Raw genomic sequence first — 26523 nt, forward strand, 5'->3', positions numbered from 1 at the left:
AAGCGAACGCCGCGGGCCGGCTCCGCCGGGCCGCCGGGGTTGCCTTGCAGGCCGCGCCGGGCCAGTGGCCCGGCTCCTCGCCAGGCACGACAGGTCCACCGGACCTGTCGTATCCGGGCTCGGCCCCTTGAGGGGGAGCGCCGCAGGCGCTACGGGGGTGGTCCTACTTCCTGACGAAGCGCACGACCATCTCGATGATGCTGTCGCGGCGCGCGATCAGCGCGGCCGGCGTGTCGAGGTCGCGCTTGAAGATCAGGCTGAAGGTGTGGCGGTTGGCGGTGTTGAAGAAGCTCAGCGCGCTGATCGACATGTGCAGGTCGATGGCGTCGACGCCGCTGCGGAACACGCCCGCTTCCACGCCGCGCTCGTAGACGCGGCGCAGGCCTTCGATGGCCGGGACGTTGAGCTTCTGGATCGCCTTGCTCTGCGCGATGTACTCGCCGCGGTGGATGTTCTCCGTCATCACCAGGCGGATGAAGTCGGGGTTGGCGAGTTGGTAGTCCACCGTGAAGCCGACCAGACGGCGCAGCGCGTCTTCGGGGGCCAGGTCGTCCAGGTGCAGGTCGGACTCGATCGCCCGGATGCGCCGGTAGGCCTCTTCCAGCACCGCGATGTACAGGCCTTCCTTGCTCCCGAAGTAGTAGTAGATCATGCGCTTGCTGGTGCGCATGGCCTCGGCGATGTCGTCGATGCGGGCCCCGGCCAGGCCCTTCTCGCTGAACTCGCGCGTGGCGACGTCGATGATGTCGGCCATCGTGCGTTCGGGGTCGTTGGTGCGCACGCTGGCCTTGGCCGCGCGCGGTCGGCCCGCTGACTTGGCCGCCTGCTTCTTCGCCGCCGAATGTACCGTCTGGTTCATTCGCGGCAGTGTAGGGGATCGCCGGCGGTGCCCGGCGCCCGGGTCAGCCGTTCTTCATCGCCATCGTGCCGCGGCACTGCGGCGCGCCGCAGCGGCACGGAAACTCGGCCGGGTCGGCGTCGCCGATGTCGAGCGCGTAGTCGATGAACAGCTCTTCGCCGACGCGGATGCGCCGGCGCGCTTCGATCACCACCTGCGGCGTGCCGTCCTCGGTCTCGACCTCGAAGGCGACGCAGTTCGGCGCACACGAGTGGTTGAGGTGGCGCGTGGCGTTGCCGCCGTCGCTGCCGTCGATGATGCTGCCGTCGGAGAGGCCGAAGACATACGTCAGGCCGTTGTCCCAGTCGCGTTCGCCGACCTCGCCCGGCGCGTAGCGGCGCCCGCCGTAGTGGCCGATGGCACGCCCGCGCTGCAGCGGGCGGGTGGCGAAGGCGCCCTGGCCATGCACGGCGCTGGCGCGCACTTCGATGGCGTGGGTGTCGTGCGGGGCGATGGGCGGGGCAGGCTCTGGCGACTCTGGCATAAGCGGGCTCTTGCGGCGGGGCTGGATTCTCTCCGAGCCCGGCCAAGCAAGTGCGGTGCCGGCGCCTCAGGACCCCGGTCGCGCCGGCCGCGGCGGCAGGGGCGGCGCAGCCAGTTGCGGCCGCGGGCCGAAGTCGGGCCGCGCCACGCCTTCGCGCGCGACCGCCGCCAGCGCGGTGGCCACCGCCACCTCCAGCTGCCGGTCGCGTCCGGCAGCACGGTCCTGCGGCGCGTTGTCGACCTCGATGTCGGGGTCGGTGCCGTGGTTCTCGACGCCCCAGCCCACGTCCTTGAACCAGAACGCGTACTCGGGCTGCGTGGTGGTGCTGCCGTCCACCAGCGTGTGCCGCGGCCAGATGCCGATGACGCCGCCCCAGGTGCGCGTGCCCACCAGGGTGCCGATGCCCATCAGCTTGAAGTTGTGCGAGAAGATGTCGCCGTCGGAGCCCGCGTGTTCGTTGGTCAGCGCCACCACCGGGCCCGCGGCCGCGGCATCGGGGTAGGGCTCGGGCTGGCCCCAGCGCATCAGGTTCCAGGCCACGCGCCGCCGCGCCACCTTCTCCAGCAGCAGCTGCGAGACGTGGCCGCCGCGGTTGTAGCGCAGGTCCACCACCAGGCCGTCGCGGTCGCATTCGGTCGCGAAGTAGCGGTGGAACTCGGCGAAGCCGGCCGACATCATGTCGGGCACGTGCAGGTAGCCGAGGCGGCCGCCGCTGTGCGCGTGCACCCACGCACGGTTGTGCTCGACCCAGGCACGGTAGCGGGCCGGCGTCTCGTCGGCCAGCAGCGTCACCAGCACCTCGCGCGTGGCGCCGGCCGCACCGGCGTTGGCGTCCGCCAGCGTCAGCGCCACCTTCGCGCCGGCCTGGTGCACCAGCAGCGACTGGGCCGGCTGGTCGGGCGGCAGCGGCTGGCCGCCGATGGCCAGCACACGCTCGCCGACACGGGCCTCGACGCCGACGGCGTTCAGCGGCGAATCGGCCGCGGCGTCCCAGGGGTCGCCCTGCACGATGGCGGTGATGGTGTGCCCCTGCGGGCCGGGCTGCAGTTCGGCGGCCAGGAAACCCAGTGCCACGGCCGGCGGCTTGCGGTGGTCGCCGCCCATCTCGTAGGCGTGCGAGGTGCCGAGCTCGCCCTGCAGCTCCCACACCAGGTCCGACAGCTCGCCGCGCGTGGCCACGCGCTCCAGCAGCGGCGCGTAGCGCTGCCACACGGCCGTCCAGTCCACGCCCGACATGTCGGCGACCCAGAAGTGGTCGCGCTGCAGCCGCCACACTTCGCGCAGCATCTGCCGCCACTCGGCCGACGGCTCCACGGCCACGCGGATGCGCCCCAGGTCGAGCCAGCCGCTCTTGCGCGACGGGCGCTCGTCGGCGTCGGCCTCCTTGCCCTCGCGCGGCTTGGCGGCGATCGCCCGCAGCCGCTGGCCTTCGCGCACCAGCAGCGTGTGCCGGTCGGCGGCCACGGCCACGGCGTCGGCCTTGTCCATCAGCGTCTTGACCTGGCCGGTGGCGAAGTCGAACACCTCGAGCCGGCCCGGCGACTCCTTGTGGCCGCCGCGTCCGTGCGCGCCGGGAATGGGCAGCACGGTCCACACCACCTTGCCGCCCGCCACGCCGACGAGCTGCCCGAAGCGCGCCTCGGCCACCGGGAACGCGGCCACGCGGCGGGCGATGCCGTCCAGGTCCACCTGCAGCGGCGCCGGCGCGCTGCCCTCGGCAGGGGCGGCGCCCTGGCCCGGCGTGTCGTCGCCGTCCGGCTTCAGGCCCTTGGGCTGGGGGTCGAACGGCGGGCGCCCGCCGGCCTGCAGCGCCACCAGGTACGGCCGCGCGGCGCGCGGAAAACTCAGCTCGAACTGCACCGCGTCGTACACCGGGTCGAAGGTGCGCAGCGACAGGAAGTACAGGAAGCGCCCGGCGGGGTCGAAGCTCGGGCTCCAGTCGCGGAACTCGGGCTGCGTCACCAGCGTGGCGGTGCCGGTGGCCAGCTGCAGCAGCTTGATCGCGGTGTGGCGCGGGCTGGTGTCGAAGGCATAGGCCAGCCAGCCGCCGCAGGGCGACCACGCCAGGTCGCGGATACGGCCGCAGGCGCTGCTGTCGGCCACCTGCAGCGTGCCGCCGGCCACGTCGCCCAGCAGCAGCTGGTTGCGGTGGTTGGCGATGGCCAGCAGCGTGCCCTGCGGCGCCGCGCGCAGCTCGGTGGCGCGGCCGATGTCCCAGGGCAGGGCGCGTTCGCCACCGGCGTCGAACACGACGATCCGCTCCTCGCCCGAGGCGTCGCTGGCGGCCACCAGGGTGCTGCCGTCGGCCAGCCACTGGCCCAGCCGCTGGCGCGCGCCGGCAGCGTGCCCGTGCTGCAGCACCGCGCCCTCCCAGAGGGGCATCGTGAACAGCTTGCCGCGTGCTTCCACCGCGACGCTGTGGCCCGCCGGGTGCAGCACCGCGCCGTGCAGGTGCTCGGCCGCCGGCACGAAGCGGCGCGCGGCCTGCGTGCGTGCCGCCGGCACGTCGATGGCGATCGGCTGCGTGCGGTCGGTGGCGGGGTCGAACAACCAGAGTTCGGCGCCGCACTGGTAGACGATGCGCCGCCCGTCGCTGCTGGCGTGGCGGGCGTAGTAGCGGTCGTGGTCGCTGTGGCGCGCCAGGTCGGTGCCGTCGGGCAGGCACGAATACAGGTTGCCGGTGCCCTCGAAGTCGCTGAGGAAGTAGATGCGGTCACCGATCCACAGCGGGCTGGTGATGTTGCCGCGCAGCTCGGTCATGCGGCGGAACTGGCCGTCGCCCTGTGCGTCGATCCACAGGTGGCCGGCGGTGCCGCCGCGGTAGCGCTTCCAGCGCGCCGGGTCGGCGGTGTTGCGGCCGATCACGCGCCGCCCGCCGGGCCCGAAGGCGAGGTGGTTCACCTGGCCCAGCTCCAGCGCCACGGGGACGCCGCCCTGCACGCCCACGGTGAAGGCGTGCCAGTTGCGGAAGAAGGGCTGGCCGTGGTTGCTGCACAGGAGGATGCGGCCCTCGGGCGTCCAGCCGCGCACCGCGGTGTCGGCGCCCAGCCAGGTCAGGCGCCGGGCGGCGCCGCCCTGTGCCGGCATGCACCAGACCTCGCCGTGCGCCTCGTCGCGGCCGATGAAGGCCAGCCACTGGCCGTCGGGCGACAGGCAGGGCGTGGCAGGCTCGCCCAGGCCGGCGGTCAGCCGCCGGGCGGTGCCGCCGGCCGTGCCGGCGCTCCAGAGGTCGTCGTCGCTGACGAAGACGACGGTGTCGCCGTGCAGCGTGGGCTGGCGCAGATAGGCCGGGGGCAGGCTGGCGGTCATGCGGGCTTCCTTGACATGGGGCAATCGGAACCATCATCCCATGCACCTTCGGGGGACGGCTCCCTCCCGAGAGGGATGGTTCCCCCCGGGGCAGGCCTCCATCATCGCGCCCACTTCGGGGTCCCCCCACCCCCATCCGAGAGGCCGCACCATGCGATTCCAGGAAAGCCACGAAGGCGACTACCGCATCTATGTCGGCGCGCTGGACGCGCCACGCGGCGACGGCTACATCGCCGCCGTCGTCGTCAACCGCGTGCGCGGCGTGCCGGGCACGGCCCGCCAGCGCGAAGCCTTCCGCGACGACAGCCTGGCCTGCGGCCACCGTTGGCCCGACCCCGACGAAGCCTTGCACTACGCCTTGTCGCGGGCGCGCGAGCTGATCCGTTCGCGCTCGCAGATGCTGGCCTGCTGAAGCCCGCGCCGCCGTCTCCGGCGCGCCGCCTGGGGATAATCCCGGGCATGGGAACCAGACAGCGCGTCGTGGTGGGCTTGAGCGGCGGCGTCGATTCCGCGGTGACGGCCTGGCTGCTCAAGCAGCAGGGCCACGAGGTCGTCGGCATCTTCATGAAGAACTGGGAAGATGACGACGACAGCGCCTACTGCGCGTCGAACATCGACTTCGTCGACGCGGCCGCGGTGGCCGACGTGCTGGGCATCGAGATCGAGCACGTGAACTTCGCGGCCGAGTACAAGGACCGCGTCTTCGCCGAGTTCCTGCGCGAATACGACGCCGGCCGCACGCCCAACCCCGACGTGCTGTGCAATGCCGAGATCAAGTTCAAGGCCTTCCTCGACCATGCGATGCGGCTGGGCGCCGAGAAGATCGCCACCGGCCACTACGCCCGCGTGCGGCGGAACGCCGCCGGTGCCTTCGAGCTGCTGAAGGGCCTGGACCCGGCCAAGGACCAGAGCTACTTCCTGCACCGGCTGAACCAGGCGCAGCTGTCGCGCACGCTGTTCCCGGTGGGCGAGCTCGAGAAGACCGAGGTGCGCCGCATCGCCGAGGAGATCGGGCTGCCGAACGCGCGCAAGAAGGACAGCACCGGCATCTGCTTCATCGGCGAGCGTCCGTTCCGCGAGTTCCTGAACCGCTACCTCAAGAGCACCCCCGGCCCGATGCTCGACGACCGAGGCCGCGAGGTCGGCCGCCACGTGGGCCTGAGCTTCTACACGCTGGGCCAGCGCCAGGGCCTGGGCATCGGCGGCGTGAAGGCCGGCGGCGGCGAGCACGCGCCCTGGTACGTGGCGCGCAAGGAGCTCGCGCGCAACACGCTGCGCGTGGTGCAGGGGCACGACCACCCCTGGCTGCTGTCGCACACGCTGACCGCGGCCGACTGCAGCTGGGTCGCGGGCACGCCGCCGCCCGCCGGCGCGCTGGCGGCCAAGACGCGCTACCGCCAGGCCGATGCCGCCTGCACGCTGCGGCACGTCGATGGCGGCATCGCGCTCGACTTCGCGGCGGCGCAGTGGGCCGTCACACCCGGCCAGAGCGCGGTGCTCTACGACGGCGAGGTCTGCCTGGGCGGCGGCGTCATCGCCTGAGCGTTCCGGCCCCGGGCGCTGCCGACCGCGCAGCGCGGCTCAACCCGGGTCGCGCCAGGCCGATAACCGGACACGGGCCGACGTGGCCCGGCCATTGCCGTCCGCCCATGCCACGCACGTTCCGCCGTCCGACGCCGTCCCTGCCGCGCTGCGCCGCTGCCCTGCTCTGCGGCGCGGCAACGATCGCGACCGCGGCAACGCTGGAACTCAGCGTCAGCGGCAACGACGGCAAGCCGCTCGGCGATGCCGTGGTGTTCCTCGAATCGAAGGAAGCCCGCGCAGCGGCCAGGCCGCTGGCCGGCATCGAGATCGAACAGGCGGCCAAGACCTTCACCAACCGCGTCTCGGTGGTCACGGCGGGCACCCAGGTGACCTTCCCGAACCGCGACAAGGTGCGGCACCACGTGTACTCGTTCTCGCCGGCCAAGACCTTCGAGCTGAAGCTCTACGCCGGCACGCCCGCCAACCCGGTACTGTTCGACAAGCCCGGCATCGCCGTGCTGGGCTGCAACATCCACGACGACATGGTGGCCTGGGTGGTGGTGGTGGAGACCCCCCATCTCGGCCAGACCGGCGCCAACGGCCGCGTGCGCCTGGACAACGTTCCGCCCGGCAACTACCGGCTGCGCAGCTGGCATCCGGCGCTGGCGCCCGGCGCGCCTGCGCTGGACCAGGCCGTCACGGTGGCCGCCGCGGGCGGCAGCGTCGCGCTGCGCCTGCCGGTGCCGGGCGGGAGCTGAGCACCGATGCAGATGCCCCTGCGCCTGCCGTTCAGCAGCTTCTTCGCGCGCCGGCTGTCCACGCGCATCGTGGCGCTGTTCCTCGGCCTGCTGCTGCTGGTGCAGGCCGCGGGGTTCGGGGTCATCAGCGCCACCATCGAAGGCAGCGCGCGCGGCACGCTGGCGCGCGAGCTGGAGATCGGCGAGCGTGTCTGGCGCCGCCTGCTGGAGCAGAAGGCCGACGCGCTGGTGCTGGGTGCCACGGTGCTGGCTGCCGACTACGGCTTCCGCGCGGCCTTGTCCACCGGCGACGTCGACACGCTGGACTCGGTGCTGGACAACCACAGCGCCCGCATCGGCGCCGAGATCGGCGCCTGGGTCGACACCGGCTTCGTCGTGCGCGCGGTGCACGACGACGGCGGCGCGATGGCCGACACCGCGGTGATGCAGCGCGTGGCCGCCGAGCTCGCGCGCCAGCCGCGCGCGAGCCAGGTGGCGTTGCTGGGCGGGCGCCCGTTCCGCTTCGTCGCCGTGCCGGTGCGCGCGCCGCTGGTCATCGGGTGGGTGGTGATGGGGTTTCCGATCGACCGCGCACTGCTCGACGACATGCGCGACCTGTCGCGCCTGCACGTGGTGCTCGCCTTGCCCGGCGGCCCGGGCGGCGGGCTGCAGCCGGCACTGTCGACGCTGCAGGCCGACGCCGGTGCGGCGCTGACCGGCGAACGCGTGCGCGTCGCAGGCGACGCGATGGTGGCGCGCCATGTGGCGCTGGCCGCCGACAGCGACGCGCGTGTCGTGCTGCTGCGCCCGGTGGACACCGTGGTGGCGCCGTTCCGCCGCCTGCAGTGGGCGCTGCTGGCCATCACCTTGCTGGCGGTGGCGGTGTTCGGCGTCGTCAGCGTCTTCATGGCGCGGCAGATCACCACGCCGCTGCGGTCGCTGGTGAGCGCGAGCGCGCAGCTGGGCCGCGGCGACTACAGCCAGCCCCTGCAGCACACCGACCGCGCCGACGAGATCGGCGGCCTGGCCCAGGCCTTCGACAAGATGCGCGTCGACATCGCGGCACACGCCGCCGAGGTGCGCCAGCTGGCCTACTGGGACCGCCTGACCGGCCTGCCCAACCGCGCGCAGTTCCGCGCCGCCGTGCGCGAGGCCATCGAGGCCGGCGCCCACAACGGCGGCCGCTTCGCGGTGGTGATGCTGGACCTGAACCGCTTCAAGCACGTCAACGACGTGCTCGGCTACCGCTTCGGCGACCTGCTGCTGCAGGGCGTCACCCGGCGCATCACCCAGCACGGCGTGCGCGACGGCGACCTCGTGGCCCGGTTGTCGGGCGACGAGTTCGCCCTGCTGCTGCCCGGCGCCGACGCCGCGACGGCGCTGGCCGTGGCCGAGCGCATCGCCGCCAGCTTCGAGCGCCCGCTGCTGCTGGAAGACCAGACCGTGGACATCTCCGCCGGCTTCGGCATCGCCTGCCATCCCGAGCACGGCACCGACGCCGACGTGCTGCTGAGCCGCGCCGAAGTCGCGACCTACACCGCCAAGCGCCGCACCGCGTCGGCGCTGGTCTACGACCCCGCCATCGACGTCGGCAGTGCGCAGACGCTGTCGCTGCTGTCGGAGCTGCGCCGGGCGCTGGAGCAGGGCGAGCTGCGCATGTTCCTGCAGCCCAAGGTCGCCATCGCCAGCGGCCGGCTGATCGGCGCCGAGGCGCTGGTGCGCTGGCAGCACCCCGAACGCGGCCTGGTGCCGCCGATGCAGTTCATCCCCTACGCCGAGCAGACCGGCTTCGTGCGCCAGCTGACGCTGTGGGTCTTCGAGGCCGCGGTGCGCGACTGGCCGCAGCTCGCGGCCCTGGGCATGGAGCGCGTGTCGGTGAACCTCAGCGCACGCGACCTGATGGACAGCGAGCTGCCCGCGCGGCTGGACGGCATCCTCGCGCGCCACGGCGCCTCCGCGGCCAACTTCTGCCTGGAGATCACCGAGAGCGCCGTGATGGACGAACCGCAGCGCGCGCTGGCGACGCTGAACGCACTGAGCGCGCGCGGCTTCAAGCTGTCGATCGACGATTTCGGCACCGGGTACTCGTCGCTGGCCTACCTGAAGGACCTGCCGGTGGACGAGCTGAAGATCGACATGAGTTTCGTCAAGGGCATGGACCGCAGCGCCGAGGACGCGAAGATCGTGCGCCTGGTCGTGGACCTGGCGCACAACCTGAACCTCAACGTGGTGGCCGAGGGCGTGGAGAACGCGGCCATCCTGGCGCAGCTGCGCGCGCTGGACTGCGACGAGGCGCAGGGCTACCACATGAGCAAGCCGGTGCCGGTGGCGGAGCTGGCCGCCTTCGCGGCGCGCTGGCAGCAGCGCCGCAGCGAGGCCGCCAGCGTGGCGCTGCACTGAGACAGCCGCGCGCGCCTACCGGCCGTGCCAGAGCACGGGCTTGCGGGCGCCGACCCACTGGTCGTAGTGCCTGGCGAACAGGTCCTCGATGCGGTTGCGCTTGACCTTGAAGGTCGGCGTGATGAGGTCGTTGCCCACCGTCCACGGCTCGGTGGTGACGACCAGGCAGTCGAGCTGCTCGTGCGGGTCCAGCGTCTCGTTGATGGACTTCAGGTGCTGCGCCAGCGAGGCCTCGAGCTCGGCGCGGCCCGCCGGGTCGGCCACCTGCTTGATCGCCATCTCGTTGAGCATCACCAGCGCCAGCGGCTGGCCCAGGTTGGCGCCGGTGACGCAGCAGGCCTCGACGGCGAAGTGCATCACCAGCTTGTCCTCGATCGGCGCCGGGGCCACGTACTTGCCCTTGCTCGTCTTGAACAGGTCCTTCACGCGGCCGGTGATGCGCAGGTTGCCCTCGGGGTCGAGCGCACCCTTGTCGCCGGTGTGCAGCCAGCCGTCGTCGGTGAGCGCCTCGCGCGTGACCTCGGGCTGCTTGTAGTAGCCCAGCATCAGACCCGGGCTCTTCATCTGGATCTCGCCGGTGGCCGGATCCAGCCGGGACTGCACGCCGTCGTAGGGCAGGCCCACCGTGCCCGGGCGCTGCTTGCCCGGCAGCGTGGCATGGCTGACGCCGCAGTTCTCGGTCATGCCGTAGACCTCGATCAGGTCCAGGCCCAGCTTGTCGTACCAGCGCAGCAGGTCGGGCGGCATCGGCGCGGCACCGCCGGCGGCGAACTGGCACTCCTGCAGGCCGAGCGCGGTGAGGATCTTCTTGCGCACGATGCCGCGCAGGATGGGGATCTTGAGCAGCCGATCCAGCTTGGCCGGCGGCATCTTGGCGTGGATGCCCTGCTGGAACTTCACCCACAGCCGCGGCACCGAGAAGAACACCGTCGGCCGGGCACGCTGCAGGTCGCTGGTGAAGGTGTCCAGGCTCTCGGCGAAGTACACGTGCATGCCGGTGGCGAGCTGGCCGTGCTCGACCAGCGTGCGCTCGGCGACGTGGCTCAGCGGCAGGTAGCTGAGCATGCGCGCGGCGTGGTTGATGGCCGGCACACGCTTCAGGCCCGACTGCACGCTCCAGGCAAACGTGCCGAAGCTGTGCATCACGCCCTTGGGCGCGCCGGTGGTGCCCGAGGTGTACATGATGGTGGCCAGGTCGTCGGCCGGCCGCAGCAGGTCGCCGCCCAGCGGCTCGGTGGCCTCGGTGATGCTGTCCCAGCTGCGGTAGTCGGTCTTGGGCGACAGCGGCAGCGCCACGCAGGGCAGGCCGTCGGGGATGCCGGGCTTCATGGCGTCGAAGCCGTCGAGCTTGCCCACGAACAGCAGCTGCGACTCGCTGTGCTCCAGGATCTGGCGGATCGTGCCGGCGGCCAGCGTCGGGTACAGGGGCACCGACACGTACCCGGCGATCCAGATCGCGTAGTCGGCCATCAGCCAGTGCGCGGTGTTCTTCGACAGGATCGCGATGCGCGCGCCCGGCGCGAACCCTTGCGCGCGCAGGTGGGCGGCCATGCGCCGGCCCTGGTCGACGATCTCGCGCCAGGTGTAGTCGCGCACCTGGCCGCCGCCCAGCGGTTGCGTCAGCGCCACGCGGTCGGGTTCGGTGCGCTCCCAGTGGAACAGGCGCTGCAGGGCCAGCGCGTCGTCGGATACGGTTGCAGCCATGGCGTACGGGGGTCTCGTGGCAATCGGGGCGACAAGACTAACCACCGCGCCGCCCTCTGGGCAGCAGGGCTTACCACATCCCTCGGCGGAAAGGGCCGACCGGCTCAGCGTCCGTTCGCCAGCGCCTCGGCCAGCTGCTGCTGCACCTGGCGCGCACCGCGCAGCGCCAGCACGGTGTCCAGTTCCGCCTGCGGCGCGACCTGCGCAACCACGGCGTCCAGCGTCTCGGGAGCGTCCAGCAGGGTGTTGGCGATGACCGAGAGCACGCCGACGCTGCGCTTGGTGACGTGCGGCGGAAACTCCAGCGTCGTCAGCAGGCCCACGTGGTGGCGCACGCTGGCCACGGCCGCCGGCGCCAGGCCCCAGCTGTCGCACAGCGCGGCCCCCAGCGCGTCGTGGCTGACGCCGAAGCCGGTGTGCTCCAGCGTCACCAGCTCGGCATCGGAACGCGCGGCGCGCAGCATCGCGGTGTAGTGGTCGGGCGCGTGGCGGTACAGCACCGCCTTGCCGCACTCCTCGAACAGCCCGGCCGAGTGCGCCGCCCAGGCGTCGAGCGACAGCCGCTGGCCCAGCCGCCCCATCAGCAGGCCGCGCTGCGCGGCGCGCTGCCACAGCGGCTCCAGCTCGGCCGCGGGCGGGAAGGCCGCGCGCAGGCCCATCTCGAAGGTGATGGCCGCGATCTCGCGCATGCCCAGGTAGGTGATGGCCTGCTGCACGCTCTGCACCCGGCCCTTCAGGCCGTACAGCGACGAGTTCACGGCCTTCATCACCGCGGCGGCCAGCGCCATGTCGCCCTCGATCAGCGCCGCCACCGCGCCCAGGTTGACGTCGTCCTCGGCCAGCAGCAGCGACAGCTTCACCAGCGACTCGGGCTGCGAAGGGATGTCGATGTCGAGGGACCGCAGTTCGGGATTCACGGGCATGGCGGCGGGCGGGCTGGGCGGTGGACGGATGCTAGGGCGGCGGGCGCAGTGGCCATCGTGGCAGAAGCGGTGGCTTCCCGGGCCAGTTCGCGGCCGGTGGAAACGAAAAAGGCGCCGTCGCTGGGCGCCTTTCCCGGGCCGGCGTGCTTCTTGCACGGTGGCCATCCGTCGTCGTTGTCGTCTCCTCAGACCCCCGTCCCGTGCGTGCCGGCCTTTGCGCAGGCTCCGGCATGCACCGCGAGTGGGCGCAATGTAGCCCCGCGCCCCTCCGGGGGGCATCAGGGCTTTCCCGCCGCGATCCAGGCCGCGGCGCGCTCGGCCACCATCAGCGTGGGCGCGTTGGTGTTGCCGCTGGTGATGGTGGGCATCACGCTGGCGTCGGCGATGCGCAGCCCCGGCACGCCGCGCACGCGCAGGCGGCTGTCGACGACGGCCAGGGCGTCGTCGTCGGCGCCCATCCTGCACGTGCCCACCGGGTGGAAGATCGTGGTGCCGATGTCACCCGCCAGCCGCGCCAGATCGTCGTCGCTCTGGTACTGCACCCCGGGCTTGACCTCCTGCGGCCGGTACCGGGCCAGCGCCGGCATCGCGGCGATGCGGCGCGTGAGCCGCAGGGAGTCAGCGGCGACCTGGCGGTCTTCGGGCGTGGAGAGGTAGTTCGGCCGGATCTGCGGCGCGTCGTGCGGCCGCGGGCTGGCGATGCGCACGTGGCCGCGCGCGGTGGGGTTCAGGTTGCAGACGCTGGCGGTGAAGGCGTTGAAACGGTGCAGCGGCTCGCCGAACGCGTCCAGGCTCAGCGGCTGCACGTGGTACTGCACGTTGGGCCAGGCGTGGCCCGGCGCCGAGCGCGTGAAGGCCCCCAGCTGCGACGGCGCCATGCTCATCGGGCCGCTGCGGCGCAGCGCGTACTCGAGCCCGATCTTCGCCTTGCCCCACAGCGAGTGCGCCATCGTGTTCAGGGTGCGCACGCCCTGCACCGAGAACACGGCACGGATCTGCAGGTGGTCCTGCAGGTTCTCGCCGACGCCGGGCAGGTTGCGCTGCACCGCGATGCCCAGCGACTGCAGCAGCGCCGCCGGCCCCAGCCCCGACAGCTGCAGGATCTGCGGCGTGCCGACGGCACCGGCGCACAGCACCACTTCCTGGCGTGCGCGCACCTGCTGCAGCGCGCCGCCGGCCCGCTGCAGCTCGATGCCGACGGCGCGGCCCTGCTCCAGCAGCACGCGCGTGGTGGCGGCGCCGGTCCACACCTGCAGGTTGGGCCGGCTGGCGACCGGGCGCAGGAAGGCCTTCGACGTGTTCCAGCGCACGCCCGTGCGCTGGTTGACCTCGAAGTAGCCCACGCCCTCGTTGTTGCCGCGGTTGAAGTCGTCGCTGGCCGGGATGCCGGCCTGCTGCGCGGCCTGGGCGAACGCGTCCAGCACCTCCCACGACAGCCGCTGGCGCTCGACGCGCCACTCGTGGCCGCTGCCGTGCAGCGCGTCGCCGCCGCGCCAGTGGTCCTCGTGCTGCTTGAAGAAGGGCAGGCAGGCGTCCCAGCGCCAGCCGGGGTCGCCGGTCAGCGCCGCCCAGTGGTCGTAGTCGCGGCTTTGCCCGCGCATGTAGATCATGCCGTTGATGCTGGAGCAGCCGCCCAGCACCTTGCCGCGCGGGTAGCGCAGCCGGCGGCCGTTCAGCCCGGGGTCGGGCTCGGTGAAGTACAGCCAGTCGGTGCGCGGGTTGCCGATGCAGTACAGGTAGCCCACCGGGATGTGGATCCAGTGGTAGCTGTCGCGCCCGCCGGCCTCGACCAGCAGCACGCGCCGCGCGGGGTCGGCCGACAGGCGGTTGGCCAGCAGGCAGCCGGCCGTGCCGGCGCCGACGACGATGACGTCGAACTCGGGGGTGTCTGGGGCCGGGGGGGTCATCGCTTCAGCGCGCCAGGTGGCTGGCGAGCACGGGGAACAGCTTCACCAGGCCGTCGGCCATGATCTCCACGGCCAGCGCCGCCAGGATCAGACCCATCAGCCGCGTCATCACGTCGATGCCGGTCTTGCCCAGCCAGCGCGCGATGGCGCCGGAAGCCGAGAAGGCGACGAACGTGGCCACGCCGACGACCACGCCGTAGCCCACCAGCACCGCCAGCTCCCACCAGTGGCGCGTGCGTTCGGCGTAGATGACCATGGTGGAGATGGTCGCCGGCCCGGTGAGCAGCGGGATCGTCAGCGGCACCACCGCGATGCTGGCACCGGCGTCCAGCTTCTGCTGGCCTTCGTCGACGTCGCCCGGCTTGCTCTCGGCCGGGTGCGCGTTGAGCATGCTGATGGCCGCCGTCAGCAGCAGCAGGCCGCCGCCGACCTGGAACGACGCGATCGAGATGCCGAAGAACTCGATGATCTTCAGGCCCGCCACCGCGCTGAGCGCGATGACGCAGAAGGCCGTGAAGGCACTGATGCGGATGGTGCGGCGGCGCTGCTCGCGGCTGAGGTTCTGCGTGAAGTGGATGAAGAACGGCACGACGCCGATCGGGTTCACGATGGCCAGCAGCGCGATCAGCGGCTTCAGGAGATCCATGGCGCGCGATGGTAGCCGCGTCGTCGCGCGTGGGCGGGGCGCCCGCGCACTACACGTCCTGGTCGACGGCCGGCGGCAGCGGCGCGGGCGGCACCAGGTCGGGCCGCACCTGCAGCAGCACCACGCACAACGCGCGCAGGTAGACCAGCACCGGCAGCACCACGCCGACGATGAAGACGACGCCGCCGCCGGTGACCGCCGCCACGCCGTAGGGCGACTGCGCCACGGGCGCACCGAGCTGGCGCAGGCCCTGGCCGAACAGGCCCGCCAGCAATTGCTGCGGCGACAGCTCGACGCCCGTGACCAGCACCGCACCCAGCGCCAGCACGCGCCCGCCGCCCACGACCACGGCCGCCACCAGCGCCGCCACGCCGCCGGCCAGCAGCGTGGCGGCGCTGGTCAGCAGCAGCACGAACAGCGGCCGCGTGCGCAGCTGCTGGTGCACCAGACGCAGCGTCGCGCGCACGTCGAGCCCGGCCCACACACCGGCGGCCGCCAGCGGCGCCACCACGGCGCTGAGCGCCAGCAGCAGCACGCCGCACACCACCACGCCCAGCGGCATCACCAGCCCGAACAGCAGCGCGCCCGCCCGCGCGCCGAGCAGCTCGTCCCGCGCCAGCCACAGCAGCAGCGCCAGCACCGCGCCCACCAGCAGCACCCCGGTCAGCGCCACGCCCAGCACGCCGAGCAGCCGGGCGGTGACGCGCAGTGCATCGCGCAGCGCGTCGCCGACGTCGCGCTCCGGGGCGCCGCGGACGTGGTCCATCAGCAGCAGGCCGGTGGCGTTGGCGCCGTACAGGCCGACGAGAAACGACGCCAGCGCCTGCAGCGCCGCCAGCGGCGTGGCCTCGCGCAGCAGCGACGCGCTGGCCATCGACAGCAGCAGGCCGGCGGCGGTCCAGCAGCCCAGCAGCAGCGACAGCGCGCGCAGGTCGTGCAGCGCCTCGATGCTGAGCAGCACGCGTTCGAGCGCACGCAATGGGGCGTCGCCCGGGGCCTTGGGGTTCATGCAAATGCCTTCTTGGTGCAGTTTCGGCGCCGGGTCGGGAAACCCCGGGGCGACAAAACAACACTTGCCCGGCCCGGCGCTTTACACGGTCGCGCAACTGTTGTCCATAATACGGAGTCTGTGTCTGGAAGCCGCACCTTTCGCCTGAATGGTTCACGCAGGGTAGAAGCTCCACATGGTGTTTTGGTAATTGATTCGAGGGCTTCTTCCGTGGGAAATAAACTTTACGTCGGCAATCTCGCCTATTCGGTGCGTGATGAGTCGCTGCAACAGGCCTTCGGCCAGTTCGGCACCGTCACCTCCGCCAAGGTCATGATGGACCGTGACACCGGCCGTTCGAAGGGCTTCGGCTTCGTCGAGATGGGCTCGGACGCCGAGGCGCAAGCCGCCATCAACGGCATGAACGGCCAGGCCCTCGAAGGCCGCGCCATCGTCGTGAACGAAGCGCGTCCGCGCGAAGACCGTCCGGGCGGCTTCGGTGGCGGCGGCGGTCGCAGCGGCGGCGGCGGTGGCTACGGTGGTGGTGGTGGTGGCGGCTACGGCGGTGGCGGCGGTGGTGCCGGCGGCGGCGGCCGCAGCCCCTACGGTGGTGGCGGTGGCGGCGGCGGTCGCAGCCCCTACGGCAGCGGCGGCGGTGGCCGCAGCGGCGGTGGCGGCGGCTACGGTGGTGGCGGCGGCGGTGGCCGCGGCGGCTACTGATCCGGCCAGCACGGCACACAAGAGAAGGCGCCCTCGGGCGCCTTTTTTCATGCCCGTCCCGGTCCGGGATCTGCGGAGTCAACCCGCCGATGCACGCCTGGGCTTGCGGCCGCGGCGGCTGAGCAGGCGGTCGTACACACGGTTCGGCAGCACACGCAGCAGTTTGGCGACCCAGCCCATCTGCCACGGGATCACGCGGTAGCTGTCGCCCGCGGCGATGGCGCGCATCGCGCGCTCGGCAAAGTCCGCCGCCGGCATCAGGAACGGCATGCTGTACGGGTTGCGCGCCGTCAGCGGCGTGGCCACGTAGCCCGGCAGCAGCGTCACCACGCGCACGCCGCTGCCGCGGCATTCCACGCGCAGGCTCTCGCAGTACGCCACCACCGCGGCCTTGCTCGCGCTGTACGCGCCGTGGCCCGGCAGGCCGCGGATGGCGGCCACGCTGGCCACCCCGACCAGCGTGCCGCGGCCGCGCGCACGCATGGCCGCGAGGAACGGGTGGAACGTCGCCGCCAGGCCGACGTTGTTGGTGGCCAGCAGGTCGCGCAGCAGGTCGATGTCGGCGCGCTCCGCGGTGTCCATGCCGACGCTGATGCCGGCGCTGGCGATCACGACATCCGGCAGGCCCTGGGCCGCGATGCAGGCCTGGCCGGCGGCGACGATGCTGTCGGTGTCGGCGACGTCGGCCCGGTAGACCGCCCACTGCGCGCGCACCAGACCCTGCGCCGCAGCCCACGCCTCGACCTCGGCGACGCGGCGCGCCACCAGCGCCAGCCGCCACCCGGCTTGCGCGTAACGCGTGGCCAGGGCCTGTCCGATGCCCGACGAGGCGCCGGTGATGAAGACCAGCGGCGCCTGCGGTGACGTCATGGCGCAGCCCGTGCCGGCAGCACGGTGCGCAGCGGGCCGGTGAGCTCCAGCAGCCGCGTGCCATGGTCGTAGTCGAGCCCGGCCGCCTGGATCTCCCCGCCGGCCAGCGTCACGCGCACGGGCAGGTGGCTGCGCAGCCGCTCGCTGACGAGGAACAGGTGCAGGAACTCGCCGGTCATCTCCAGCGGCCGGCCGTCGGCGTCGGTGCTGGACACGCGCGCGCCGCCGAGCAGCTGCACCTCGCTGCCGTCGCCGTTGCTCAGCGCGCGCCGCGCCGAGGCCACGGTGACGCGGCCTTCGGGCGAGACGGCACGCACCTGCGCGCCGTCGATCTCGATGCGGTCGGTGTCGGGGAAGTGGCGCATCTGCGCGCCTTCGATGCGCAGGGCCAGGCGGCCGGTGGCGTCGAAGCGCTCCAGCGCGAACTGCGTCATCGTGTAGTCGGGCTCGCGCCGCAGCGGCGCGTCTGCCTCCGCGCCGGGGGCCTGTGGCGTGTTCTTCACCAGCCACCACGTGAACAGGGCCAGCAGCGTCATCAGCAGCAGCGGCAGGTACGACGACAGCGCGTCGCGCAGCCGCAGGTGCCAGGGCATGCGCACGCGAGGCGCGCCGCTGCGCACGGGACCCAGCTGGATGGGCACCTCGGGCAGGTCGGGCAGGTGCAGTTCGACCTTCATCGCCGGGTGTTCGGTGCGGCGCTGCGCCAGGCCTCAGCGGCCGTCCAGCGTGCCCAGGTGGCCTTGCAGCAGCCCGGCGTAGCGGCCCGCTGCCACCAGCAGCAGGTCGCAGAACTCGCGCGCAGCACCGTGGCCGCCGGCCGCCGCCGTGACGTGGTGGGCCGCGGCCCGGGCCTCGGCATGCGCGTTGGCCGGCGCGCAGGCGAAGCCGGCGCGCACCAGCAGCGGCAGGTCGGGCCAGTCGTCGCCGATCACGGCGACCTCGGGCCAGTCCACGCCCAGGCCCGCCAGCAAGGGCAGGGCCGCGGCCAGCTTGTCGTGCACGCCGTACAGCGCGTGCTGCAGGCCGAGATCGGCCACGCGGCGGCGCACCGCGGGCGAGTCGCGTCCGGTGATGACGACCGGCTCGATGCCCCCCTGGCGCAGCAGCTTCAGGCCCTGGCCGTCGAGCGTGCTGAAGGCCTTGAAGCTTTCGCCGTGCTCGCCGATGTAGATGCGGCCGTCGGTGAGCACGCCGTCGACGTCGAAGAGCGCGACTTTCATGCCCAGCGCGGGACCCTGGGCGCGCAGCAGCAGGTCCGGGGCGAATGCGAGCGCGGGCGCGGGCATCACCACGCTAGATCACCTTGGCGCGCATCAGGTCGTTGGAGTTGAGCGCGCCCACCAGCCGCTGCTCGGCGTCGACCACCAGCACGCTGGTGATGCGGTGCTGCTCCATCACGTCGGCGGCGTCGACCGCCAGCGCATCGGCACGCACGAGCTTGGGCGTGGTGTGCATGACGTCGGCGGCGCGCAGCGTGCGCAGGTCCGCGCCGCGCTCGATCAGCCGGCGCAGGTCGCCGTCGGTGAAGATGCCCAGCACACGGCCGTCGGCATCGGCCACCGCGGTGAAGCCCAGGCCCTTGCCCGTCATCTCGCGCAGCAGCGCGGTGAAGCTGGCGTCGGGGCCGACACGCGGCACGTCGTCGCCGCTGCGCATCAGGTCGTGCACGTGCATCAGCAGCTTGCGGCCCAGGCTGCCGCCGGGGTGCGAGCGCGCGAAGTCCTCTTCGCGGAAGCCGCGTGCGTCCAGCAGCGCCACCGCCAGCGCATCGCCCAGCGCCATCTGCGCCGTGGTGCTGGCGGTGGGCGCGAGGTTCAGCGGGCAGGCCTCCTGTTCGACCGCGCTCGAGATCACGATGTCGGCGTGCCGGGCCAGCGTGGACGCGGGCTTGCCGGTCATGCCGACCAGCACCACGCCCAGCCGGCGCATCGCGGGCAGCACGGCCGCGAGCTCGTCGCTCTCGCCGCTGTTGCTGATGGCCAGCACCACGTCGCCGGGCATCACCATGCCGAGGTCGCCGTGGCTGGCCTCGGCCGGGTGCACGAAGAAGGCTGGTGTGCCGGTGGAGGCCAGCGTGGCGGCGATCTTGCGGCCGACGTGGCCGCTCTTGCCCATGCCCATCACGATGACGCGGCCGCGGCACTGCAGCATCGCCTGCACCGCGGCCGGAAAACCTTCGCCTTGGCGCGCCGCCAGTTCCTGCAGCGCACGCGCCTCGATCTCGAAGGTCTGCGCCGCGAGCGCGAGCGCGCGCTGGGCATCGAAGGGGCGCGGCGGGGTCATGGGGCGGTGGTCGAGAGGCAGCCGTCGAATACGATCAAGGCATTCTAGATGGCCACCACCCTCGAACTCGTCTTGCTCTACCTGGTCGCCGCGGTGCTGGGCGTGGTGGTCTGCCGGTCGCTGAAACTGCCGCCGATGCTGGGCTACCTGGTGGTGGGCGTGCTGATCGGGCCCAACGCACTGGCCCTGGCCAGCGACACCGCCGGCGTGAAGTACCTGGCCGAGTTCGGCGTGGTGTTCCTGATGTTCGTGATCGGGCTGGAGTTCAACCTGCCCAAGCTGCGCAGCATGCGCACGCTGGTCTTCGGCCTGGGCATGTCGCAGGTGCTCCTGACGGTGGCCGGCGCGGTGCTCGGCCACTACCTGCTGGTGGCGACCTATGCCTGGTTCACCGGCAACCAGTGGCAGATGGGCTGGCAGGGCGCGGTGGTGCTGGGCGGCGCGATGGCGATGTCGTCGACCGCCATCGTCGTGAAGCTGATGGCCGAGCGGCTGGAGCTGGAAAGCGAACACGGCCGGCGCGTGATGGGCGTGCTGCTGTTCCAGGACCTGGCCGTGGTGCCGCTGCTGGTGCTGATCCCGGCGCTGGGCGCGGGCGGCGAGGAGCTCGCCGAGGCGCTCGGCTGGGCGCTGCTGAAGGCCACGCTGCTGCTGACGCTGCTGCTGGTGGGCGGGCAGAAGCTGATGCGCTGGTGGCTGACGCTGGTGGCGCGCCGCAAGAGCGAAGAGCTCTTCATGCTGAACCTCCTGCTCGTGACGCTGGGCCTGGCCTACCTGACCGAGCACGCCGGCCTCTCGCTGGCCCTCGGCGCCTTCGTCGCCGGCATGCTGGTGGCCGAGACCGAGTACAAGCACCAGGTCGAGACCGACATCCGGCCCTTCCACGACGTGCTGCTGGGGCTGTTCTTCATCACCATCGGCATGAAGCTCGACTGGCGGCCGGTGGCCGAACAGTGGTTGCTGGTGCTGGCGCTGACCACGGTGCCGGTGCTCGCGAAGTTCGCGCTGGTGGCCTTGCTGGCACGCGCGTTCAACACCGCCCCGGGCGTCGCGCTGCGCACCGGCCTGTACCTCGCGCAGGCCGGCGAGTTCGGCTTCGTGCTGCTGACGCTGGGTGCCGACAACGGCCTGGTGTCGCCGACCTGGGTCAGCCCGATCCTCGCCAGCATGGTGCTGTCGATGCTGGCCACGCCGTTCCTGATCCTGTTCAGCAACCGCATCGTGATGAAGCTCAGCGCGAGCGACTGGCTGATGCAATCGGTGCAGCTGACGACGATCGCGAAGAAGGCGATCCGCACCGAGAAGCACGTGATCATCTGCGGCTACGGCCGCAGCGGCCAGAACCTGGCGCGCATGCTCGACACGCAAGGCATCCCGTACATGGCGCTGGACCTCGACCCCGACCGTGTGCGCCAGGCCGCCGCCGCCGGGCAGAGCGTGGTCTTCGGCGACGCCGCGCGGCTGCAGAGCCTGATGGCCGCCGGCCTGGTGCGCGCCAATGCCGTGGTGGTGAGCTACCCCGACACGGCGTCGGCGCTGAAGATCCTGCGCCTCGTGCGTCAGCACGCGCCGTCGGTGCCGGTGGTCGTGCGCACCATCGACGACAGCGACCTCGAGACACTGCGCAATGCCGGTGCCACCGAGGTCGTGCCCGAGGCCATCGAAGGCAGCCTGATGCTGGCCAGCCACGCACTGGCGCTGGTCGGCGTGCCGATGCGCAAGGTGATCCGCCTGACGCGCGACGCGCGCGACGCGCGCTACGGCCTGCTGCGCGGCTATTTCCATGGCGCCGATGACGACACTGTGGAAGAGCTGCAGCAGGCGCGGCTGGCCAGCGTCACACTCCCGCCCGCGGCCGGCTGCATCGGCAAGTCGCTGGCCGACCTGGCGCTGCATGCGGTGGGTGTCAGCGTGGTGTCGGTGCGGCAGGCGTCGGGCGCGGTGAAGCCGGCGCACGACGCCAGCGTGCTGGGCGCCGGCGACACGCTGGTGCTGTCCGGGCTGCCGGAGCCGCTGGCTCTGGCTGAAGAGAAACTGTTGCGAGGTTGAAGTCATGGCATTGCAACGCCGCCAGCTGATGGCGCTGGGGTTGACCTGTTCCGTCGCGCTGCCGGCACGCGCCGATGCCGGCGCCGACACGGTGGCCGCGCAGCTGCGCGCCGGCGGGGTCGTGATCGCGTTCCGGCATGCGCTGGCGCCGGGCACCTTCGATCCGCCCGGCTTCCGGCTCGGGCAGTGCAGCACGCAGCGCAACCTGAACGACGCCGGCCGCGCGCAGGCACAGCGCATCGGCGCCTGGTTCCGCCAGCAGGGCCTGCAGCCGGCAGCGGTGCGGTCCAGCCCGTGGTGCCGCTGCATGGACACGGCGACGCTGGCCTTCGGACGCGCCGATTCCTGGCGGGCTCTGGGCTCGCCACGCGCGGGCACCGAGGAAACCAATGCCGCCTCGCTGGCCGAGCTGCGGCGCGCAGTCGCCGCCGCCAGCGCCGACCGCACGCGCTTCGAGGTCTGGGTGACGCACATGTTCGTGCTGTCGGACCTGGTCGGCGGCGGCGCGAGTTCCGGCGAAGGGCTGGTGCTGCGTGGCACGGCCGACGGCCGGCCCGAGGTGCTGGCGCGCCTGAACCTGGCCTGAGCAAGGAGCACCCGGCCGATGTCGACCCTCTCGCCCGAACAGACCATCAAGAGCCACATCCGCACCGTGCCCGACTGGCCGGCGCCGGGCGTGCAGTTCCGCGACATCACGCCGCTGCTGTCGAACCCGCGCGTGTTCCGCGTGCTGATCGACCAGTTCGTGCACCGCTACTTCGACCTGCGCCCCGCGGCCATCGCGGGCCTGGATGCACGCGGCTTCATCATCGGCTCGGTGCTCGCCTACGAGCTCAACGTCGGCTTCGTGCCGATCCGAAAGAAGGGCAAGCTGCCGTTCACGACGGTGGAGGAAACCTACGAGCTGGAATACGGGTCGGCCACGGTGGAGATGCACACCGACGCCGTGCGGCCGGGGGACCGCGTGGTGCTGATCGACGACCTGATCGCCACCGGCGGCACGATGATGGCCGGCAAGAAGCTGCTGGAACGCCTGGGCGCCGAGGTGCTGGAAGGTGCGGCGATCGTCGACCTGCCCGAGCTGCAGGGCTCGCAGCGCCTGCGCGACGCCGGGCTGCCGCTGTTCACGCTGGTCAGCTTCGACGGACACTGAGTGTCGCGCCGGCGGGGGCGCAGCCGCGCTGGCTCAGGTGGTCGGGATGCCGCGTTCCAGGTTCGCGCGCATGCGCACCGCCATCACGGCCCCCGCGGCGTGCAGCAGCGTCAGGACGAGCCTGGGTTCGTCGGCCGCGAGCGCGTCGATCCTGTCGCCAGTGAGCGCCCACACCACGGCGGGCGTCATGGCTTCGACGCTGGCCATGCGCGGTGCGTCGACGAACCAGCCGGGTTCGCCGACGATGGCGCCAGCGCGCAGCGTGCTGATGCGGTGGCTGCCGGGCGGCCCCCCGGTGACGAACACCTGCAGGTGGCCCGACTCCAGCAGGTAGGCCACGCGCTCCCGGTCGCCGCGGCGGATGAGCAGGTCACCGGTGGCCAGTTCGCGCCGCTGCAGGTAGGGCGCGATGCGCTGCCACTGCGGCAGGGACAGGCTGACGCCGAAAGCGTCTTCGGCCTTCAATCCCTCGATGGCCCGGACCAGATGGGTGATGTCCATGACAGCGCGACCGCTCCCTGTGCGCCAGTCCGCGACCGGAGGCCGGGCGGCGTCATCTCTTGGTGAGGCCGCATTATCGAAGCGGCGGGCACGGGGGGCAATCGCCCGCCCGAGGGGCCTGGCCGCGCCTACTTCCCGATGCAGAAGCGGCTGAAGATCTCGCCGAGCAGATCTTCGCTGCCGAACGCACCCGTGATCTCACCGAGCGTGTTGTGTGCCAGCCGCAGTTCCTCGGCCAGCAAGTCCAGCGCGGCGTCGTGCACCGCGGCATGGGCCTGGGCCTGGGCCACGTGGGCGCGCGTGCGCTGCAGCGCCTGCACATGGCGCGTGCGCGCGATGAACACGCCGTCCGGGTGCGCCTGCCAGCCCGCGCGCTGCAGCAGACCCTGGCGCAGGGCGTCCAGGCCGGCACCGGTGCGCGCCGACAACGCCAGGCCGGGCAGGGCGGCCGCACCGGCAGCGTCGACGGCGTCGGCCTTGTTGAACACGTGCAGCACCTCGCCGTGCAGTGCGGCCGCGATGGCGGCATCGGCCGCCTCGTAGGCCGGATCGCCCCGGCGCGTCAGGTCGTGCAGGAACAGCACCGCGTCGGCACTGCGGATGGCGTCCCAGCTGCGGCCGATGCCGATGCGTTCGACTTCGTCGGCAGCATCGTCGTCGGCGCGCAGCCCGGCGGTGTCGATCACGTGCAGCGGCACGCCCTCGATCTGGATCGTTTCGCTGACCTTGTCGCGCGTGGTGCCGGGAATCGGCGTCACGATGGCCAGCTCGGCGCCCGCCAGCGCGTTCAGCAGCGAGCTCTTGCCGACGTTGGGCTGGCCGGCGATGACCACCCGCAGCCCTTCGCGCAGCAGCGCGCCCTGGCGCGCGCGGCGCAGCGCTTCGTCCAGCGCCGCGGCGATGCCATCGAGCTGGCCGCGGGCGCCGGCTTTCTCGAGGAAGTCGATCTCCTCTTCGGGAAAGTCCAGCGTCGCCTCCACCAGCATGCGCAGGCGCACCATGCGCTCGGCGATGGCGTCGACCTGGGCCGAGAAGACCCCGCCGAGCGACAGCGCGGCCGACCGTGCCGCCGCTTCGGTGCCGGCATCGATGAGATCGGCCACCGCCTCGGCCTGCGCGAGGTCGATCTTGTCGTTCAGGAACGCGCGTTGCGTGAACTCGCCCGGCTCGGCCAGGCGCAGCCCCAGCCCGGCGCCGGCGTCCAGGCAGCGCGCCAGCAGCAGCTGCAGCAGCACGGTGCCGCCGTGTGCCTGCAGCTCCAGCACGTCTTCGCCGGTGTACGAGTGCGGCGCCGGAAAGTGGATGGCCAGGCCGCGGTCGAGCAGGCGGCCTTCGGCGTCGTGGAAGGGCAGCAGCGTCGCCACCCTCGGCGCCAGCGTGCGGCCGAACAGGGCCTGCACCAGCGGCCCGAGGTCGCGGCCCGACACGCGCACGATGCCGATGGCACCGCGCGCAGGTGCCGTGGCGATGGCGGCGATGGGATCGTGCAGCCGGCCCAGCGAGCCGGCGGGCGCGGGAGGGACGGCGCTCATGGTGTTGGCATTCTGGCGCGCCGCCGCACAGGGCCGCGGAGATGGCGCGGGTGGAGGCGCGGAACAGCCCCTGGCGGGGTCTTCTCGCGGCGCTCCCGAGCCGGCTGTCGCCGGGTCACCCGCATGCCTGCATCGTCGACAGAAACCGCGCCGCGCTCAACCCCCCAACAACGGGACCGGGGCCCTGCGGTGTGCGGGATTCACGGCACTCAGGTGACGGGCACGCCCAGCTTCTTGTTGATGTACCACTGCTGCGCGATCGACAGCAGGTTGTTCGTCAGCCAGTACAGCACGAGGCCGGCCGGGAAGAAGAAGAACATGACGCCGAAGGCCAGCGGCATGATCCACATCATCTTGGCCTGCAGCGGATCGGGCGGCTTCGCGCCGAGGGCCACCTGCGCCAGCGACGACAGCGTCATCAGCACCGGCAGGATGAACCAGGGGTCCTTCACCGACAGGTCGGTGATCCAGCCGATCCACGGCGCGTTGCGCATCTCGACGCTGGACAGCAGCACCCAGTACAGCGCGATGAAGAACGGCATCTGCACCAGGATCGGCAGACAGCCGCCGAGCGGGTTGACCTTCTCCTCGCGGTAGATGCGCATCATCTCCTGCTGCATCTGCTGCGGCTTGTCCTTCAGCCGCTCGCGCATCTCCATCACCTTTGGGTTGACGGCCTTCATCTTGGCCATCGACTTGTAGGCGCTGGCGTTGAGCCAGTAGAAGGCGATCTTCAGCAGCACCACCAGCGCCACGATGGCCCAGCCCCAGTTGCCGATGATCTTGTGCAGCTCGTCGAGCAGCCAGAACAGCGGCTTGGACAGCGGCGTCAGGAAGCCGTAGTCCTTCACGTACTCCAGCCCCGGGGCCAGCGCCGCCAGCTTCTTCTCTTCCTGCGGGCCGGCGAACAGCGTGGCCTCGTGGGCGCGGGTGGTGCCCGGTGCGATGTCGCCCAGCGGCAGCACCATCGCGATGGCGTACAGGTTGTTCGCGCCCGGCACCTTGTTCGTGCGGAACTCGCGCGGGCCGGTGACCGGCACCAGCCAGGCCGAGGCGAAGTAGTGCTGCACCATGCCGATCCAGCCGTCCTGCGCGCTGGTGTCGTGGCTGGCCTTGCCCTTCTCGATGTCGCCGAAGTCGACCTTCTGGTACTTGTTGGCCTCGGTGTACAGCGCCGGACCGGTGAAGGTGGAATAGAACGCCGACTCGCCTTCGGGCGCATTGCCGTCGCGCACCAGCTGCAGGTACAGCTGCGGCGAGAACGGCGTCGTGCCCTGGTTGACGACCTCGTGCTTCACGGCCACGGCATAGTCGCCGCGCTTGAGGGTGTAGGTCTTGACGAGCTGGCGGCCATCGAGCACCGGCGATTCGAACCGCACGCTCAGCTGGGCGGCGCCGGTGGCCAGCGTGCGCTCGCCGGGCGCCACGACCATCGGCGTCAGGTGGTTCAGCGCCTGCGCGCCGGCCTGCAGCGTGAGGCCGGTCTGGGCCATGTACTGGCGCTTCGCGTCCTGCTCGAACAGCACGACCTTCTTCGTGGGGTCGTTGCTGTCCTGGTAGTTCAGCAGTTCCAGACGCACCAGCGAACCGCCGATGCTGTCGAACGTGGCCTGCACGACGTCGGTGGTTACGACGACCTTCTCGCCGGCTGTGGCCACGGCCGCGGCGGCAGGAGCCGCCGGCACCGCACCGGCCACGCCGGGCACCGTGCTGGCCTGGGGCACGCCGCCCAGCGGCGCGGTGCCGCCCGGCGCGGAAGCCGCTGCCACCGGGCGCGGTGCCGGGCTGAACAGCGAGGGCTGGCCGTTGTGCTTGTTCCAGGCGTCCCAGATCAGGAACAGCGAAGTGGCAAAGACCACCCACAACAGGGTACGGCGAAAGTCGGTCATGGGATC

The 26523-nt window shown here is 72.0% G+C and carries 23 protein-coding genes; 8 read left to right on the plus strand and 15 right to left on the minus strand.

Annotation, left to right across the window (positions count from 1 at the left end):
• Positions 1-163: 163 nt before the first annotated feature.
• The 3 genes from ACPOLB_RS15340 to ACPOLB_RS15350 all read right to left on the minus strand — a co-directional run bounded on the left by ACPOLB_RS15340 (position 164) and on the right by ACPOLB_RS15350 (position 4691).
• Positions 164-859 (minus strand): TetR/AcrR family transcriptional regulator, encoded by a 696-nt coding sequence (locus ACPOLB_RS15340; RefSeq protein WP_425256873.1) that lies wholly within the window; start codon positions 857-859, stop codon positions 164-166.
• Positions 860-902: 43 nt separating this feature from the next.
• Positions 903-1382 (minus strand): SET domain-containing protein, encoded by a 480-nt coding sequence (locus ACPOLB_RS15345; protein ID WP_425256874.1) that lies wholly within the window; start codon positions 1380-1382, stop codon positions 903-905.
• Between the two features lie 66 nt (positions 1383-1448).
• Positions 1449-4691, minus strand: a complete 3243-nt coding sequence (locus ACPOLB_RS15350) for a S41 family peptidase (RefSeq protein ID WP_425256875.1) — start codon at positions 4689-4691, stop codon at positions 1449-1451.
• 151 nt (positions 4692-4842) lie between these two features.
• Here ACPOLB_RS15350 and ACPOLB_RS15355 point away from each other — a divergent pair, with 151 nt between their 5' ends.
• From ACPOLB_RS15355 to ACPOLB_RS15370, 4 genes are all read left to right on the plus strand, one after another.
• Positions 4843-5103 (plus strand): hypothetical protein, encoded by a 261-nt coding sequence (locus ACPOLB_RS15355; RefSeq protein WP_425256876.1) that lies wholly within the window; start codon positions 4843-4845, stop codon positions 5101-5103.
• 47 nt (positions 5104-5150) lie between these two features.
• Positions 5151-6233, plus strand: a complete 1083-nt coding sequence (gene mnmA, locus ACPOLB_RS15360; protein WP_425256877.1) for a tRNA 2-thiouridine(34) synthase MnmA — start codon at positions 5151-5153, stop codon at positions 6231-6233.
• 107 nt (positions 6234-6340) lie between these two features.
• Complete coding sequence (locus ACPOLB_RS15365; RefSeq protein WP_425256878.1) at positions 6341-6973, plus strand: methylamine utilization protein; 633 nt, start codon at positions 6341-6343, stop codon at positions 6971-6973.
• 6 nt (positions 6974-6979) lie between these two features.
• Positions 6980-9352, plus strand: a complete 2373-nt coding sequence (locus ACPOLB_RS15370; RefSeq protein WP_425256879.1) for a putative bifunctional diguanylate cyclase/phosphodiesterase — start codon at positions 6980-6982, stop codon at positions 9350-9352.
• 15 nt (positions 9353-9367) lie between these two features.
• On the opposite strand, the gene ACPOLB_RS15375 is transcribed toward ACPOLB_RS15370, so the two are convergent.
• From ACPOLB_RS15375 to ACPOLB_RS15395, 5 genes are all read right to left on the minus strand, one after another.
• Positions 9368-11056 carry an AMP-binding protein gene (locus ACPOLB_RS15375; protein WP_425256880.1) on the minus strand — a complete coding sequence of 563 codons (1689 nt, stop codon included), beginning with the start codon at positions 11054-11056 and terminating at the stop codon, positions 9368-9370.
• A gap of 104 nt (positions 11057-11160) precedes the next feature.
• On the minus strand, positions 11161-11979 hold the full coding sequence (locus tag ACPOLB_RS15380; protein WP_425256881.1) for an HDOD domain-containing protein: 819 nt from the start codon (positions 11977-11979) through the stop codon (positions 11161-11163).
• Positions 11980-12257: 278 nt separating this feature from the next.
• Positions 12258-13886, minus strand: coding sequence for a GMC family oxidoreductase (locus ACPOLB_RS15385; RefSeq protein WP_425256882.1), 1629 nt, complete (start codon positions 13884-13886; stop codon positions 12258-12260).
• A 4-nt stretch (positions 13887-13890) separates the two neighbouring features.
• Positions 13891-14532 carry a MarC family protein gene (locus tag ACPOLB_RS15390; RefSeq protein ID WP_425256883.1) on the minus strand — a complete coding sequence of 214 codons (642 nt, stop codon included), beginning with the start codon at positions 14530-14532 and terminating at the stop codon, positions 13891-13893.
• A 49-nt stretch (positions 14533-14581) separates the two neighbouring features.
• Positions 14582-15541, minus strand: a complete 960-nt coding sequence (locus ACPOLB_RS15395) for a hypothetical protein (RefSeq protein WP_425256884.1) — start codon at positions 15539-15541, stop codon at positions 14582-14584.
• 210 nt (positions 15542-15751) lie between these two features.
• On the opposite strand from ACPOLB_RS15395, the gene ACPOLB_RS15400 reads away from it, so the two are divergent.
• Positions 15752-16240, plus strand: a complete 489-nt coding sequence (locus tag ACPOLB_RS15400; RefSeq protein ID WP_425256885.1) for an RNA recognition motif domain-containing protein — start codon at positions 15752-15754, stop codon at positions 16238-16240.
• Between the two features lie 78 nt (positions 16241-16318).
• On the opposite strand, the gene ACPOLB_RS15405 is transcribed toward ACPOLB_RS15400, so the two are convergent.
• Genes ACPOLB_RS15405 through ACPOLB_RS15420 form a run of 4 tightly spaced genes read right to left on the minus strand, consistent with a single transcriptional unit; the run spans position 16319 to position 19393 of the window.
• Complete coding sequence (locus tag ACPOLB_RS15405; RefSeq protein ID WP_425256886.1) at positions 16319-17110, minus strand: SDR family oxidoreductase; 792 nt, start codon at positions 17108-17110, stop codon at positions 16319-16321.
• Positions 17107-17787, minus strand: coding sequence for an LPS export ABC transporter periplasmic protein LptC (gene lptC / locus ACPOLB_RS15410; RefSeq protein WP_425256887.1), 681 nt, complete (start codon positions 17785-17787; stop codon positions 17107-17109). The genes ACPOLB_RS15405 and lptC overlap by 4 nt, the downstream gene beginning before the upstream one ends.
• Before the next feature lie 33 nt (positions 17788-17820).
• A complete protein-coding gene (locus tag ACPOLB_RS15415; RefSeq protein ID WP_425261932.1) occupies positions 17821-18396 on the minus strand; it encodes a KdsC family phosphatase in 576 nt (191 codons plus the stop codon).
• 7 nt (positions 18397-18403) lie between these two features.
• Positions 18404-19393 (minus strand): KpsF/GutQ family sugar-phosphate isomerase, encoded by a 990-nt coding sequence (locus ACPOLB_RS15420; RefSeq protein WP_425256888.1) that lies wholly within the window; start codon positions 19391-19393, stop codon positions 18404-18406.
• Positions 19394-19441: 48 nt separating this feature from the next.
• Between ACPOLB_RS15420 and ACPOLB_RS15425 the strand changes: the two genes are divergently transcribed.
• Genes ACPOLB_RS15425 through ACPOLB_RS15435 form a run of 3 tightly spaced genes read left to right on the plus strand, consistent with a single transcriptional unit; the run spans position 19442 to position 22595 of the window.
• Positions 19442-21442: a monovalent cation:proton antiporter-2 (CPA2) family protein gene (locus tag ACPOLB_RS15425; protein ID WP_425256889.1), complete on the plus strand. Its 2001-nt coding sequence runs from the start codon at positions 19442-19444 to the stop codon at positions 21440-21442.
• A gap of 4 nt (positions 21443-21446) precedes the next feature.
• A complete protein-coding gene (locus ACPOLB_RS15430) occupies positions 21447-22028 on the plus strand; it encodes a histidine phosphatase family protein (RefSeq protein WP_425256890.1) in 582 nt (193 codons plus the stop codon).
• 18 nt (positions 22029-22046) lie between these two features.
• Positions 22047-22595 (plus strand): adenine phosphoribosyltransferase, encoded by a 549-nt coding sequence (locus ACPOLB_RS15435; RefSeq protein WP_425256891.1) that lies wholly within the window; start codon positions 22047-22049, stop codon positions 22593-22595.
• Between the two features lie 33 nt (positions 22596-22628).
• On the opposite strand, the gene ACPOLB_RS15440 is transcribed toward ACPOLB_RS15435, so the two are convergent.
• The 3 genes from ACPOLB_RS15440 to yidC all read right to left on the minus strand — a co-directional run bounded on the left by ACPOLB_RS15440 (position 22629) and on the right by yidC (position 26517).
• Entirely contained in the window at positions 22629-23096 is a 468-nt protein-coding gene (locus ACPOLB_RS15440; protein ID WP_425256892.1) for a Crp/Fnr family transcriptional regulator, read from the minus strand.
• Positions 23097-23224: 128 nt separating this feature from the next.
• Complete coding sequence (mnmE, locus tag ACPOLB_RS15445; RefSeq protein WP_425256893.1) at positions 23225-24628, minus strand: tRNA uridine-5-carboxymethylaminomethyl(34) synthesis GTPase MnmE; 1404 nt, start codon at positions 24626-24628, stop codon at positions 23225-23227.
• 209 nt (positions 24629-24837) lie between these two features.
• Entirely contained in the window at positions 24838-26517 is a 1680-nt protein-coding gene (gene yidC / locus ACPOLB_RS15450) for a membrane protein insertase YidC (RefSeq protein WP_425256895.1), read from the minus strand.
• Positions 26518-26523: the final 6 nt, after the last annotated feature.

It is taken from the genome of Rubrivivax soli (assembly GCF_049810355.1).
GTDB lineage: Bacteria > Pseudomonadota > Gammaproteobacteria > Burkholderiales > Burkholderiaceae_C > Rubrivivax.